The organism is Nocardia canadensis (assembly GCF_032656385.1).
Taxonomy (GTDB): domain Bacteria; phylum Actinomycetota; class Actinomycetes; order Mycobacteriales; family Mycobacteriaceae; genus Nocardia; species Nocardia canadensis.
The window spans coordinates 546114-559913 of the sequence record NZ_JAVCWB010000008.1; the positions used below are offsets into that span (position 1 = coordinate 546114).

General features: G+C 69.3%; 12 protein-coding genes. 6 read left to right on the plus strand and 6 right to left on the minus strand.

Annotated elements, in window-relative coordinates; all coding sequences use genetic code 11:
• Window positions 1-47: 47 nt before the first annotated feature.
• The 4 genes from Q7X29_RS16255 (at window position 48) to Q7X29_RS16270 (ending at window position 4523) form a co-directional block, all read left to right on the plus strand.
• Complete coding sequence (locus Q7X29_RS16255; protein WP_316574593.1) at window positions 48-908, plus strand: oxygenase MpaB family protein; 861 nt, start codon at window positions 48-50, stop codon at window positions 906-908.
• A gap of 100 nt (window positions 909-1008) precedes the next feature.
• Entirely contained in the window at window positions 1009-1995 is a 987-nt protein-coding gene (locus tag Q7X29_RS16260) for an AurF N-oxygenase family protein (RefSeq protein WP_316574594.1), read from the plus strand.
• 76 nt (window positions 1996-2071) lie between these two features.
• The gene (locus Q7X29_RS16265) at window positions 2072-3421 is read left to right on the plus strand and encodes a lipase family protein (RefSeq protein WP_316574595.1); all 1350 of its coding nucleotides are present in this window, start codon (window positions 2072-2074) and stop codon (window positions 3419-3421) included.
• Window positions 3422-3479: 58 nt separating this feature from the next.
• Window positions 3480-4523: an alpha/beta fold hydrolase gene (locus Q7X29_RS16270; protein ID WP_316574596.1), complete on the plus strand. Its 1044-nt coding sequence runs from the start codon at window positions 3480-3482 to the stop codon at window positions 4521-4523.
• 73 nt (window positions 4524-4596) lie between these two features.
• Here Q7X29_RS16270 and fadD5 read toward each other — a convergent pair whose 3' ends face one another.
• From fadD5 to Q7X29_RS16285, 3 genes are read right to left on the minus strand one after another with little or no spacing between them, the layout of a single operon-like run.
• Entirely contained in the window at window positions 4597-6171 is a 1575-nt protein-coding gene (fadD5, locus tag Q7X29_RS16275; RefSeq protein ID WP_316574597.1) for a fatty-acid--CoA ligase FadD5, read from the minus strand.
• Between the two features lie 20 nt (window positions 6172-6191).
• Window positions 6192-6998, minus strand: coding sequence for an enoyl-CoA hydratase-related protein (locus tag Q7X29_RS16280; RefSeq protein WP_316574598.1), 807 nt, complete (start codon window positions 6996-6998; stop codon window positions 6192-6194).
• Window positions 6995-7981 carry an NAD(P)H-dependent flavin oxidoreductase gene (locus Q7X29_RS16285; protein ID WP_218716378.1) on the minus strand — a complete coding sequence of 329 codons (987 nt, stop codon included), beginning with the start codon at window positions 7979-7981 and terminating at the stop codon, window positions 6995-6997. The genes Q7X29_RS16280 and Q7X29_RS16285 overlap by 4 nt, the downstream gene beginning before the upstream one ends.
• A 221-nt stretch (window positions 7982-8202) precedes the next feature.
• Between Q7X29_RS16285 and Q7X29_RS16290 the strand changes: the two genes are divergently transcribed.
• Together Q7X29_RS16290 and Q7X29_RS16295 are read left to right on the plus strand one after the other, a co-directional pair.
• The gene (locus Q7X29_RS16290) at window positions 8203-9711 is read left to right on the plus strand and encodes an aldehyde dehydrogenase family protein (protein WP_316574599.1); all 1509 of its coding nucleotides are present in this window, start codon (window positions 8203-8205) and stop codon (window positions 9709-9711) included.
• Between the two features lie 38 nt (window positions 9712-9749).
• On the plus strand, window positions 9750-10895 hold the full coding sequence (locus Q7X29_RS16295; RefSeq protein ID WP_316574600.1) for an acyl-CoA dehydrogenase family protein: 1146 nt from the start codon (window positions 9750-9752) through the stop codon (window positions 10893-10895).
• 51 nt (window positions 10896-10946) lie between these two features.
• On the opposite strand, the gene Q7X29_RS16300 is transcribed toward Q7X29_RS16295, so the two are convergent.
• The 3 genes from Q7X29_RS16300 to Q7X29_RS16310 all read right to left on the minus strand — a co-directional run bounded on the left by Q7X29_RS16300 (window position 10947) and on the right by Q7X29_RS16310 (window position 13799).
• Complete coding sequence (locus Q7X29_RS16300) at window positions 10947-12203, minus strand: TetR/AcrR family transcriptional regulator (protein ID WP_316574601.1); 1257 nt, start codon at window positions 12201-12203, stop codon at window positions 10947-10949.
• Window positions 12200-12538 carry a hypothetical protein gene (locus Q7X29_RS16305; RefSeq protein ID WP_316574602.1) on the minus strand — a complete coding sequence of 113 codons (339 nt, stop codon included), beginning with the start codon at window positions 12536-12538 and terminating at the stop codon, window positions 12200-12202. Before Q7X29_RS16305 ends, Q7X29_RS16300 begins: the two co-directional genes overlap by 4 nt.
• Before the next feature lie 109 nt (window positions 12539-12647).
• Window positions 12648-13799 carry a hypothetical protein gene (locus Q7X29_RS16310; protein WP_316574603.1) on the minus strand — a complete coding sequence of 384 codons (1152 nt, stop codon included), beginning with the start codon at window positions 13797-13799 and terminating at the stop codon, window positions 12648-12650.
• Between the last annotated feature and the right edge of the window lies 1 nt (window position 13800).

The following is a 13800-nucleotide window of genomic DNA, read 5'->3' on the forward strand; positions in this document are numbered from 1 at the left end:
GATGGGAGTCTGAATTGAAAACTCTCTCACTCTCTTGGAGGTTGGTCGTGGCACAGCCCCGCGCGGCAGCGCAGCCGCAGCATCCCGTCGACGACGACGCCGAGCGCAGGCATCGCTATCTGATCGGCGCCGGTGCGATCCTCGGTGGTCCCGCCAATGTCGTGATGCAGCTGAGCCTGCTTCCGGTCGGCCGGGGCGTGGTGGAGAGCACGGTCGAATCCGGGAGCTACGCGACGAATCCGGGCAAGCGTGCCAAGACGACTCTGACCTACCTCGCGGTGGCGATGCTCGGGACCGAGGAGGATCGGGCGGTGTTCCGGGAGGCGGTCGGTACCTCGCATCGCCAGGTGCGTAACCGCCCCGGTGGGCCGGTGAAGTACAACGCCTTCGATCCACGGCTGCAGCTGTGGGTGGCGGCGTGCATCTATCGCGGTACCCGCGACAGTCTCGAGCTGCTCTTCGGTGAGCTCGACGAGGGCTTCGCCGAAGAGCTGTACCAGGATTCCGCGCGGTTCGGAACGACGCTGCAGATGCCCGCGGAGATGTGGCCCGCCGATCGGGCCGCGTTCGACCGCTATTGGGACTCGATGCTCGGTGAGCTCGACCTCGATGCCGAGGTGCGCGGGTACCTGCTCGACAATGTCGTCGATCTGGGGCCGCAGCCCTGGATCATCCGGATCGCCGGGCGGCGGGTGAATCGCTTCTTCGTCACGGGATATCTGCCGCAGCGCTTCCGTGACAGCCTCGGATTGGCCTGGAGTCCGCGTCGGCAGCGCGCGTTCGAGCTGATCATGCGCGGTATCGGGCGCGTGCTCGCGGCGCTGCCGCCGGGGTGGCGTCATCAGCCGTTCCCGCGGTTGGTCGTCGATATGCGCCGGCGCAGGGCGGCGGGGAAACCGCTCGTCTAGCGGGGCGCGGCAAGGTAGGTGTAACACGAAGTAGCGTCAACCCTTGTATGGTACTGCCGGTACCACTAAACTGGAGGCAGTACCTACTGAGGAGACATCGATGACGCTGTCCACCGCCGCCAAACGTCCGGGTGAGCCCGGATATCACGAGATCCTGCGCGGTCTGTCCGAGGGATCGGTGACCAAGCACTTCGACCCCTATGTCGATATCGACTGGGAGTCGCCGGAGTTCGCCGTCCATTCCGACGATCCGCGCTGGATCATGCCCGACGAGGACCCCCTGGGCCGTCACCCCTGGTACAAGGCGCAACCCGTCGACAAGCAGATCGCGATGGGGATGTGGCGGCAGGCCGGGATCGCCAAGGTCGGCCTGGACTTCGAGCAGCTGCTGATCCGCGGGCTGATGCAGTACCTGATCTCGGTGCCCAACGGTGACCCGGAGTTCCGGTACGTCACCCACGAGGCGGCCGAAGAGTGCAACCACACGATGATGTTCCAGGAGATGATCAACCGCATCGGCTACCGCGATGTGGTCGGCATGGGCACCATCGACCGCAAGCTGACGATGATCATCTGGCCCGCGGTGAAGTACTTCCCCGAGCTGTTCTTCACCATGATCCTCGGCGGCGAGGAGCCGATCGATCACCTGCAGAAGTCGCTGCTGCGCGGTGGCGTGGACATGCACCCGATGGTCCACCGGGTGATGCAGATCCACGTGGCCGAGGAAGCCAGGCATATCTCGTTCGCGCACGAGTACCTGCGCAAGAACGTGCCGTCGATGAATCCGCTCACGAAAACCGTACTGTCGGTGGCCTTCCCGATCGCCATGCGGGTGATGCTGTCGATGATCGCGACGCCGCCGAAGGAATTCGTGGACAAGTTCGGTATCCCGGACGAGGTGATGCGCGAGGCGTACTGGGGCAGCCCGGAGTCACAGGCCACCAAGCGTGACGTCTTCGGTGACGTGCGTGCGCTGGCGGTCGGCACCGGCCTGATGAACCCGGTCGCCAAGCTCACCTGGCGTCTGCTCGGCATCGACGGCGCGGCCTCTCGCTATCGCAGCGAGCCCGCCCGCCGGGCCGCCTGAACCACGACGATCCGCTCCGACGGGCCGGTCTTCGATAGCCGGCCCGTCATCCGAACCCTTTCTCTGGAGTACACCGTTGACTGCCGACCCCACCCGATCGCGCGCCGAGACCTGGTCGGCCCCCGCCTGGGCCGTCCTGCCCGACAACGACCCGTTCTATCAGCCACGGGCCGGATTCGAGCAGCACGCCGAGGGCACGATCCTGCGGTCGCGACCGATCGAGCTCGCCGCCTTCGGCCTGATCCCGCTGAAGGTGACCGCGTGGCAGTTGCTGTACCGCACCACCGACCTGAACGGACGGCCCGAAGCCGCGGTGACAACCGTGATCGCACCGGTCGGCGGACCCGGACCGGCGACGCCGCTGCTGTCGTTCCAGTGCGCGATCGACGCGGTGTCCTCGCGCGGCTTCCCGTCCTACGCGCTGCAGCGCGGCTCGCGCGCGATCGGCACGTTCGCTCACGTCGAACTCCTGTGTTTCGCCGACGCGCTGAGCCGGGGCTGGGCCGTCTCCATCCCTGATCACGAAGGCATGCTCGGTGCCTGGGGCGCCCCGCGCGAGCCCGGCTACCGGGCCCTCGACGGCGCCCGCGCCGCGCTGTCCTTCGCACCGCTGGGCCTGGATCCGCGGGCGCAGGTGGGTCTGTGGGGGTACTCCGGCGGTGGCCTGGCGACCGCGTGGGCGGCGGAGATGGCGCCCACCTACGCGCCGGAGCTCGACATCGTCGGCGCGGTCCTCGGCTCTCCGGTGGGGGATCTGCTCTCGACCTTCCATCGGCTCAACGGCAGCCTGCACGCCGGCCTGCCGACCCTGGTGGTGTCCGCGCTGCGCCGGGTGTATCCGGCCTTCGACGCCGTCCTCGGCGAGCATGTCAGCGAAGCGGGTCACGCCGTGCTCGAACGGGCGGCCCGCTCGACCACCGGTGGGTCGGTGCTGCGTCTGGCGCGCTATCACGTCGACCGGCACACGACCACGCCGATCGCCGAGCTGCTGGCGCTCGAGGAACTGGTGGCGGTGTTCGCCGATGCCGAACTCGGCACCAGGGCGCCGTCGGCGCCGCTGCTCGTCGTCCAGGCGGTGCACGACCAGATCATCGCGGCCACCGATATCGACGCCCTGGTCGACCGCTATCGCGCCCACGGCGCGCACGTCACCTACCTGCGCGACCGGCTCAGCGAGCACATCACGCTGCTGGCGTTGTCGACCCCGCTGAGCCTGAACTGGCTGGCCGACCGGTTCGCCGGCGCGCCCGCGACACCGTCGCAGACGCGCACGGTGTGGAGTGTGCTCGGGCTGCCCGCGGGCAGGCACGGCCTGGCCGGGTTCGTCCGGGCCGCCGCGCAGGTGCTGTTCGGACGGCGGCTCTCCGGCCCGGCGACCGGGCCCGCCGCCGGTACGCGGGCAGGCGCGGACCGCCACGCGGCGTGACGACTCGACAGGTGAGCACCGCCCGGCGGCGGTAGCGGGTGAAGTGAGGGGTTCTGTGGTGCTGGGGATCGTGGCCGACGCGCGCCGGGCGGTGCGCAATGTGTGGTCGGTGTCGTTCGGTGACGGGCTCGAATCGGCGCGGCCCGCGCCGTCGAGCACGGTGTACTCCGGTGCGCACCGGCAGTTGCGGCGCTTCGACCGCGCGACACCGGGCACCGGGAACCCGGTCCTGCTGGTGCCGCCGCTGGCGGTGACGCCCGCCTGCTTCGATCTGCGTCCGGGCCAGAGTCTGGTGCGCTTCCTGCTGGCGCAGGGCAGGCAACCGTATGTCCTCGACTACGGCCGATTCGGTTACGCCGACCGCGATCTCGGGCTCGAGGACTGGACGCACGACATCCTGCCCGAGGCGATCCTGCGGGTCGCGCACGAGCACGACGGGCCGGTCGACGTCATCGGCTGGTCGCTGGGCGGTGCGATGGCACTGCTCGCCGCGGCCGCCCACCCCGACCTGCCGATCGCCTCGATCACCGGCCTGGCCACGCCGATAGACCAAGCACGCACCCCGATGCTGGTGCCCCTGCGGTGGGCCGCCCGGGTCACCGGCGGCCGCGAGATGGCCGTGGCCACCCGGCTGATGGGCGGGATTCCCGAGGAATTCGTGCAGCTCGGCTTCCGCTTGCAGGCCATCGACCGGGAGCTAGCCCGGCCGATGTTCCTGCTCCGCAACGCCCTCGACACCGAGGCGCTGGCCAGGATGGAAGCCACGGACCGTTTCATGTCGAGCATGCCCGGCTATCCGGGCCGCTCGTACTGGCAGATCTATCGCAGCCTGGTGCTGCGCAACGAACTGGCCGACGGATCGATCCGGCTGCGCTCCGACCTGGTGATCGAGCTGGCCAAGGTCACCTGCCGGGTGCTGCTGGTCGGCAGTCGCGCCGACCTGGTCGTGCCCGCCCGCGCGGTGCGGCGCGGGCTGGACATCCTGCCGAACGCCGCCGAGACCCACTTCGTGGAAGTCCCCGGCGGACACCTCGGCCTGCTCGCCGGTCCGGCCGCGGCCGAGACCACCTGGCTGGCGATCGAGGAATTCCTCGGGCGCTGACCGCGGCCCACGCTGCCGAAAGGGTCCCGGCGGACTGGTGTTCCGAGTCTGCCGGGACCTGTGATCGATGTGCTCAGTTGCTGGTGACGGGCGCCGAACCGTGCAGCTTGCGCAGTTCGTGCTTGACCACCTTGCCGCCGGCATTGCGCGGCAGCATGTCCACCACGACGAGGTCCTTCGGGTGCTTGTAGCGGGCCAGGTGGGCGTTGAGGTGCTCCTCGAGATCGGCGAGGCCGATTGCCTCGGCGTCCTCGACGGCGACGATCGCCACCGGTACCTCGCCCCACTTGTCGTCGACGCGGCCGATCACCGCGGCCTCGCGGATCCGGGGATGGCTGAACAGCACGTTCTCGACCTCGGCGCAGTAGATGTTCTCGCCGCCGGAGATGATCATGTCCTTCTTGCGGTCGACGACGTAGACGAACCCCTCCTCGTCCTGGCGGACCAGGTCGCCGGAGTGGAACCAGCCGCCGGCGAACGCGTCGGCGGTGGCGCGCGGGTTGTTCCAGTACTCGCGCATCAGGGTCGGTCCGCGATAGACGATCTCGCCGATCTCGCCGGGCGCGACGTCGTTCATCTCGTCGTCCACGATCCGGGTGGCGATGGTCGGGATCGGCTTGCCGACCGACCCGAGCTTGCGGATCGCGTCCTCGCCGTCGAGCACGCAGGTGATCGGCGACATCTCGGTCTGGCCGAAGACCGCCACATTCAGCGCGTCGGGGAAGGTCTCGGCCATGGCGCGCAGCACCGTGTCCGAGGCGGGGGCCGCGCCCCAGCTGATCACACGCAGGCGCAGATCACGCTGTGGCACCGAGGGATCGGCGCAGACGATCTGCCACTGCGCCGGGACCAGGAACACCGAGGTGGCGCGCTCGCGCTCCCAGGCGTCGAGGACCTCGGTGGCGTCGAAGGCCTTGAGCGGATGGATCACCGTCAGCGAGCCGAGCACGAAACAGGAAGCGATCGAACCCAATCCGGCGATGTGGAACAGCGGCGACGCGCAGAAGGCGATGTCGTCGCTGCTGTAGCGCATGGCGCGGATACAGGTGAGCGCCTGGGCGTTCATGTTGAGGTGGGTCAGCACCGCGCCCTTGGGGTTTCCGGTGGTGCCGGAGGTGTACATGATCAGGGCGGCGGTGTCCTCGGGCACGTCGAGCGGCTCGTGCGGTTCGCCCTCCTCGGCGAGCAGGTCGTCGTAGCCGAGCATGCCCTCACAGGTGCCGACGCCGACCACGATGCGGGTGTCGAGCCCGCCGGTCTGCGCGGCGACCGCGGTGACCAGCGGGGCGAACATCGCTTCGGTGATGATCGTCGAGGCGCCGCTGTCGGTGACCAGGTAGGCGATCTCGGGCGGGGTGAGCCGGAAGTTCACCGGGACCGCGATGGCGCCGAGGGTGTTGATCGCGAACACCGATTCGATGTACTCGGTGTTGTTGAGCATCAGGATCAGCACCCGATCGCCCGCCCCGACACCGCGCCGGGCCAGGGCGTCGGCGAGCTTGTGCACCCGCTCGTGCAGCTCGCGCCAGGTGGTGGTCTCGCCGAGGTAGCGCAGCGCGGGCGCGTCCGGGATGGTGGTGGCGTGGATCGCGATCTGGTTCATCCAGTGATTGCGTCGCGAGCGCATCGGTTCTGCGGCAATGGACATCGTCGTCTCCTCGAAGGGAACTAGGCCGGGTCGGCGATCGGGCGGGGAGCGCCGGCGAAAATCGGGGCGCGGCGGGTCAGCATCGCGGTCATCCCCTCCAGGAAGTCGGCAGAGGTGAGCAGTTCGGTCTGGCCGTCCTTCTCCCGCGCGAGCGCGCCGTCGAGCTCGGCCAGGGTCGCGGCGTTGATCGCGGCCTTGGTCAGCTCGAGTGCCCGGCGGGGACCGGTCGCGAGTTTCGCGGCGGCGGTGTCGACGTGCTCGGTGAGGTCCGCGGCGGGCACGGACCGGGTGATCAGGCCTGCCGCGGCGGCCTCGGTCGCGGGCAGGCGCGCGCCGAGCAGCGCCATCTCCGCGGCCCGCGCGCGTCCCATCGCCGCGGCCACCATCGCCGTCGCGCCACCGTCGGGCATCAGGCCGATGGAGGTGAACGGCAGCAGCAGGTAGGTGTCGTCGGCGGCGTAGATGAGATCGGCGGCCAGCGCGATCGAGGCGCCCACCCCGGCAGCGGGCCCGTTGACCTGCGCGATCACCGGCAGGGGCGAGTCGACGATCGCCCGGATGACGCTGTTGGCGGTGTCCATCACCAGTTCCGGCGTCGCCTCGTTGCCGCCGGCGGCGGCCGCCGCGGCGAGGTCGGCGCCGGTGCAGAACGCCTTGCCCGCGCCGGTCAGCACGATCACCCGGGTGGTGGGCTCGGCGGCGGCCGCGGTGATCGCCTCGGACAGTTCGGCCATGGTCGCGAGGTCGATCGCGTTCATCCTGGCCTGACGATCGATCGTGATGCGCAGGACACCGTGCTCGGAGTCGACGTGCAGGCTCTCGCTCATCGGGCGACCGCCTCGACGATCGTGCCCGACAGCCGGCCCGCGATGAGGTCTTCGGCCTCGCGCACGATGCGCGCGACCAGTTCGGCACAGGTCGGGATGTCGTGGATCAGGCCCTGACACTGACCGACGCTCCAGATGCCTGCGTCGACGTCCCCGTCCTCGTAGACCTTGCGGCCACGCGCGCCCGCGACCAGCTCGCGCACATCGGCGAATGTGCCACCGGCGCGCTCGATCTCGACGACCTGGCGGCTGACGGCGTTGTCGGCGACCCGGGCGGTGTTGTTCATGGTCCGGAAGATCAGCTTGGTGTCGAGCTCGGTGTTGGCCACGATCTGCTCCTTGACCGTGTGCGCGATCGGCGACTCCACCGTGCACAGGAACCGGGTGCCCATGTTCACGCCGTCGGCGCCCAGCGCCATCGCCGCGACCAGGCCGCGCGCGTCGGCGATGCCGCCCGAGGCGATCATCGGGATCTCGAGTTCGCGGGCGGCGGCGGGGATCAGCACCAGGCCGGGGGTGTCGTTCTCCCCGGGGTGACCGGCGCATTCGAAGCCGTCGATGCTCACCCCGTCGACGCCGACCTGCTGGGCCTTGAGCGCGTGCTTGACGCTGGTGCACTTGTGCAGCACCTTGATCCCGGCGTCCTTGAGGAAGGGCAGATGGGTGGCCGGATTGCCGCCCGCGATCTCCACGATGGGCACACCGCCGTCGATGATCGCCTGCCGGTACTCCTCGTACGGCGGCGGCGTGATCGACGGCAGGATCGTCAGATTCACTCCGAACGGCTTGTCGGTGAGGTCCCGGGTGCGGGCGATCTCCTCGCGCAGTGCCTGCGGCGTGGGCTGGGTCAGCCCGGTGACGATGCCCAGGCCGCCCGCGTTCGACACGGCCGCGGCGAGCTCGGCCCGGCCGACCCACATCATTCCGCCCTGCACGATCGGGTGCTCGACACCGAAAGCCTCGGTGAATCGGGTGCGCAGCATCGCGCCCTCCCTCCGGATTCGACGTTCCCGTCGGTCGCAGTCCGCTGGGAATGCTTTGCAACCGACGAGAACCATGATTAACTTAACGAGAATTGTGATTAACTTAACGGCGGTCGGCGCGACCTGTCAACAGTCCGCGCCGCCCCATTGGATCCCAGGAGTGTCCTGCTCGGCCGTCCGGCCGCGGGATGACCACCGAATTGGCTGAAGGATGGTCGAGGATGACCGAAACCCCCACTACCGCCCCTGTTTCTGCGACAATGATCGCCACCGCCAACCCGGCCACCGGCGCGCCGGTCGGCAGCTGGCCGGTCGACGACGCCGCCGCGGTCGGCGCCGCGGTCGCGCGTGCCCGCGTGGCGGCGCAGACCTGGCGTGAACTCGGGTTCACGGAGCGGAAGCGGGCCTTACAACGGTGGGCAGCCCACCTCGTCGTCCACGTCGACGAGTTCAGCGCGCTGATCAGCGCCGAGAACGGCAAGACCGTCGACGACGCCTATCTCGAGGTGGTCACCGCCGTCGAGCACCTGAACTGGGCCGCGGTGAACGCCCGCAAGATCCTGGGGCCGAAGAAGGTGTGGCCCGGGATGATGATGGCCAACCACGAGGCCGTGATCGAGCAGCGACCGCACGGCGTGGTCGGCGTGATCGGGCCGTGGAACTATCCGGTGTACACGCCCAACGGCTCGATCGCCTACGCCCTGGCCGCGGGCAACACCGTCGTCTTCAAGCCCAGTGAGCTGACCACCGGCGTCGGCCACTGGTACGCCGACGCGTTCGCCGCGGCGAATCCCGAACTGCCCGAGGGCATTCTGAGCGTGGTGTCCGGTGCCGGAGAAACCGGCCGCGCGCTGGTCGAATCCGGCGTCGACATGATCGCGTTCACCGGGTCGACCGCGACGGGCAAGCGGATCATGGCGGCCGCCGCCGCGCGCCTCACCCCGGTCGTGCTGGAATGCGGCGGCAAGGACGCCGCGATCGTCGCCGAGGACGCCGACATCGCCGCCGCGGCCGACGCGATCGCGTGGTCGGCGATGGCCAATTCCGGGCAGACCTGTGTGGGCACCGAGCGCTGCTATGTCGTCGCCTCCGTGCTCGACGAGTTCCTGGCCGAGCTCACCAAGCGGGTCAGCGACCTGCGGCCCGGAACCGGTCCGGATGCCTCCTACGGTCCGATGACCCTGCCGAGCCAGGTCGACGTGATCACCAAGCATGTCGAGGACGCGCTGGCCAGGGGCGGTACCGCCGTCGTGGGCGGGCCCGCATCGATCGAGGCGCCGTTCGTCGGCCCGATCGTGCTGCTCGACGTGCCGGAGGATTCGGTCGCGGTCCGGGAGGAAACCTTCGGGCCCACCCTCACCGTGCGCTCGGTGCGCAATGTCGAGGAGGCCATCGAGCTGGCCAACGCCTCCGAGTACGGGCTCGCCTCGTCGGTGTTCTCGCGCAAGCGCGGCATGGAGATCGCCCGGCAGCTGCGCGCGGGCGCGACCTCGGTGAACAGCCCGGCCGCCTACGCGGCGATCCCGGCGCTGCCGTTCGGCGGCGTCGGCGAGTCCGGGATCGGCCGTATCCACGGCGCCGCCGGCCTGCTCGGGTTCACCCGGCCGCACTCGATCGCGCGGCAGCGCTTCGTGATTCCCGGCATGGCGTTGCTCTCCTTCGCCCGCACCGAGTCGACGCTGTCGACGGTGCGCAAGCTCACCGCTCGCCGCTTCGGTCGAGCCAAGTAGACCCATCCATCGATCGGTACGGAAAGAAGAGGGACAGTATGGGCGTCGAATTCAGCCCGGAACAGAAGGATTTCGCCGCGGCCGTGGCCGCGTTCGCCAAGCGCGAGGCGGGGACGCGGGAGCAGCGTGACGCGCTGACCGATCACGACAAGGAACAGCACAATCCCGGCGTGTACGCGAAGATGGCCGAGCTCGGCTGGCTGGGTTTGACCGTGCCCGAGGAGTACGGCGGCTCGGACGCGTCGATGGTCGACATGTGCATCCTGCTCGAGGAATCACTGCGCGGCATGCTCCCGATCGGCGCCATCGGCCCGACGCTGATCACCGGCGGCGCCTACGCCAAGTTCGGTACCGAGTCGCAGAAGGACACCGTGCTGCGCGGCATCGTGCGCGGTGCCTCCCAGTCGATCTCGATGTCGGAGCCCGAGGCGGGTTCGGATGTGGGCAACCTGTCGACCAAGGCGGTCAAGACCGCCGACGGCTGGCTGATCAACGGCCAGAAGACCTGGTGTTCCAACGCGCACATCTCCGAGAACATCCTGCTGGTGGCGCGCACCTCGAAGGAGGGCGGCAAGCACGAGGGCATGACGATGTTCCACGTGCCCGCCGACACCCCCGGTCTGCAGATCACGCCGATCGAGCTGATGGGCAATCAGAAGGAGACCAACGACCTGTACTTCACCGACTGCGTGCTGCCCGAAGACGCGGTGGTCGGTGAGGAGGGCAACGGCTGGCGTCAGCTGATGACCGGGCTCAACTTCGAGCGGCTCATCCTCGCCGCCATGAGCCTGGGCGCGGCCGAGCGGGCGTTCGAGGACACGATCGCCTTCGTCACCCAGCGCAAGCAGTTCGGCAGGCCGGTCGGCTCGTTCCAGTCGCTGCGGCACCGCCTCGCCGATCTGGCCACCGAGATCGAATGCACCAAGCTGCTGATCTACAGCGTGGCCAAGGAAGCCGACGCCAACCCGACCAAGGTGCTGGCCCGGGAGGCCTCGATGGCCAAGCTCAAGGCCACCGAGGTGAGCAAGCGGGTGGCGCTGGAGGGCATGCAGATGATGGGCGGCTACGGCTACGCCCGTGAATTCGACATGGAGAAGCACGTCCGCGGCGCGCTCGTGTCGACCATTTTCGGTGGTACCAGCGAGATCCAGCGCGACATCATCGGTCGTACCCTGGGTCTGTAGCGGTCCACCGACCCCTCGCCGCCGCTCCCTCTCGCAGGCGGCGGCGAGGGGTCAGGCGTGGCCGAACAGGGTGGTGCGGTGCAGGGTGGTGACGCGGTTCTGGGGGGCGATGCCGTCGTCGCCGAAGGCGCGGCCCAGGTCGACGACCAGGGCGAAGCCGGCGTGTACCAGGATGCGGGCCTCGGCGTCGGAGAGCTCGGGGCGGACCTGGACCAGGAGTTTGGTCCACTCGGCGATGACGAGCTGCTGGATGTGCTGCAGGGTCACCCGGTCCTCGGCGGCGACATTGCCGAACTCGGCGTAGTACACGTAGGTCAGCGCCCGCTCGGCGAAGGAGCCCTCGACGTACAGGTCGATCAGGCCAGACAGCGCGTCGGCGGGGGTGGCCGACGCGGCGACCATCGGGCCGATCGCGCCCGAGACGATGTCGGCCGCGCGGCGGAACGCCGCGGCTAGCAGGTCGCTCTTGCTGCGGTAGTAGCGATACACGGCCGAGGCGGTGGCCAGGTCGGCGGCGGTGGCGATGTCTTCCACGCTGACGTTCTGATAGCCACGCTCGTGGAACAGCTCGACCGACTTCGCCAGCAGCACCTCGTGCATGAACGGCGATCCGGGCTCCGGCTCGGCCTGGAGCGCCGTGGGCTCCGGTGTGGGCAGCTCGACGTCGATCAGCGCCCGGCAGGTCGCGGCCAGCAGGGGCGTGAGCAGCCGGGTCGGCAGGGTCGCGTGGTGATCGCCGATGCTGCTGACCACACTGAACACCGCCACCGAACGGACCGCGACATCGTCGCGGGCGAGCCCGGGGCGCACCTCGCGCACGATGCCGCCGAGCAGGCGCACGGCCTCGGCGAACTTGCCGTCGAGCGCCTGGCGGTCGTCGTCGTCGAGGTAGCGGCGTTCCCAGCGGACCAGCGCCGTGGTCGACCGGTTGGCGACGGTCTTGGCGATGACGGCGTCGATGACGTGATCGAGGCGTTCTCGCGGTGTCCACGCGTCCGCGTCCTCGGGCAGGGTCACCGCCTGCACGGTCACCTCGGCCAGGCGGAACAGCTCCTCGCGGAAGAGCGCGTACTTGCTGCGATAGTGCCGATACAGCGCCGCCGAACTGATCCCGAGCCGACCGGCGATGTCTTCCATGCTCACACCGTGATACCCGTGCGCGCCGAACGCGGTGGCCGCTTCCGCCGCGATCTGGGCGCGCCGGTTCTTCGGCCGCCGCCGTACCACCCGTTCCGGCGCAGCCGTCTGCGTACCGGCTTCGGGCGCATTCGTTTCGGCCCGATGGTCGGTGTGGTCGGTGACGCTCATGGATCGATCGTACGGAGCCGCGCGTGTCGCCCGGACCCGTGGTCGCCACACCGCGTGTCTATCCGGTGCTTGCGCCGGTGGTATCGCGCGACAACTGAACGGCGAGGGCACCGAGGATGAGCACCAGCGCCAGGACGACGAGCCAGGCGGGCAGCCAGTAGCTGCGCGGCGGCCACGTGGGCGTCGGCCAGCAGGGTCTCGGCGCCCGCCGCGAACACGACCAGACCGGCGACCACGCCGTAGATCGCGCTCAGCCCGAGATGCACGGCCGCGATCGGGTCGGCGCTGCTGGTCAGATGGTCGACCACCTGCTGCTCGGCGCGGGCGAAGTACATCTGCCACAGGCAGACCAGCGCGAGGAAGAAGCCGAGGGCGAGGGTGAAGCTGATGCCGAAGGGCCCGTGCGCGGTGGCGACATCGCGAACGGGCCCTTCGTCGGGGGTGCTAGCTGGTCACCGGGGTGTTCTCGACCGCCGGTGCGGGCGTCTCGGCGGGAACGCGGGGCAGCGTGAACGTCGCCACGACCGACAGGACGGCGACGACGAAGCAGGCCAGGGTGTACCAGAGGTTGCCGATGGGGTCGCCGTTGGTGGTCTGCCCGTCGACCGCGTCGAAGAACGCGGGCAATGCGGCGATCCAGAGACCGGCCAGCACGACCAGATACACGATGGCGTAGCGCTGGACGAAGGGGTTGGTATAGCGCGGTTCCGTCGCGCCGCCGCGGCGCAGCTCGCGCCAGCGCCGGACCAGCACGACCGCCGCCACCACCGAGAGCGCGATCAGCTCCAGCGCGTAGACCACACCGCGCATTGTGGTGCTCCCCGCGCCGAGCACCGTCGCGGGCAGCGGCAGCAGGAAGGTGCCGACCGAGGCCAGCAGGCCGATCACGACGGTGCGCCAGACCAACTCGACACCGCTGAAGTCGCGGCCCTGGTCGACCTGACGTCCGACGAAGTACTGCACGCAGAACGCCAGCGACATCGGCCACAGCGCCGCGAACACCACGACACTGCCCACCGGAACCGAGTCGAACATCGGCTGATTGAGGGGGTTGTCGATCGACCACTCCCACCACCGCAGCTGCGGCCCGAGGTGGTCGAAGATCTCGTAGAACGCGTGGTGCACGAAACCCACACAGGTCGCGCCGACGAGGACGCCGTAGCGGCGGAAGACACCGAGCATCCGGACGATCCCGAAGGCCAGCGTGGCCATCAGCGGATAGATCGCGACGATGTAGATCGGCAGCCTGCCCCACAGGAAGTCGACGGTGAACACGTTGTGCGCGAACATCGTGTCGACGTGCTCCTCGATGCCGAACGCGGCGGGGAAGTACAGCGGCGGCTCGATCACGAACAGGTAGGCGGTGGCGCCGAACCACAGCACCAGATCGGTGGGATCGCCGTGGCGGCGCAGACGCACGATCGCGTAGACGAGCGCGAGCACCGCGCCGAGCACGATGGTGAGTTCGAGGACGGGCAGGGTCCAGTTCTCGAGGGCGAACGGATTGCGGAACTCGACGAGTCCGCCGGCCTCCTCGCAGGAGAAACCCAGCTGGGTCGCGAGATCGGCGAAGGTGGGGGAGCAGTGCTCGGCCATC

Bases quoted from the DNA above. Each gene is read 5' to 3' on its own strand.
- Q7X29_RS16310 (WP_316574603.1), bottom strand. From the start codon at position 13,799: ATGGCCGAGCACTGCTCCCCCACCTTCGCCGATCTCGCGACCCAGCTG.
- Q7X29_RS16295 (WP_316574600.1), top strand. From the start codon at position 9,750: ATGGGCGTCGAATTCAGCCCGGAACAGAAGGATTTCGCCGCGGCCGTG.
- Q7X29_RS16280 (WP_316574598.1), bottom strand. From the start codon at position 6,998: ATGAGCGAGAGCCTGCACGTCGACTCCGAGCACGGTGTCCTGCGCATC.
- Q7X29_RS16305 (WP_316574602.1), bottom strand. From the start codon at position 12,538: ATGTACTTCGCCCGCGCCGAGCAGCAGGTGGTCGACCATCTGACCAGC.
- fadD5 (WP_316574597.1), bottom strand. From the start codon at position 6,171: ATGTCCATTGCCGCAGAACCGATGCGCTCGCGACGCAATCACTGGATG.
- Q7X29_RS16290 (WP_316574599.1), top strand. From the start codon at position 8,203: ATGACCGAAACCCCCACTACCGCCCCTGTTTCTGCGACAATGATCGCC.
- Q7X29_RS16260 (WP_316574594.1), top strand. From the start codon at position 1,009: ATGACGCTGTCCACCGCCGCCAAACGTCCGGGTGAGCCCGGATATCAC.
- Q7X29_RS16300 (WP_316574601.1), bottom strand. From the start codon at position 12,203: ATGAGCGTCACCGACCACACCGACCATCGGGCCGAAACGAATGCGCCC.
- Q7X29_RS16285 (WP_218716378.1), bottom strand. From the start codon at position 7,981: ATGCTGCGCACCCGATTCACCGAGGCTTTCGGTGTCGAGCACCCGATC.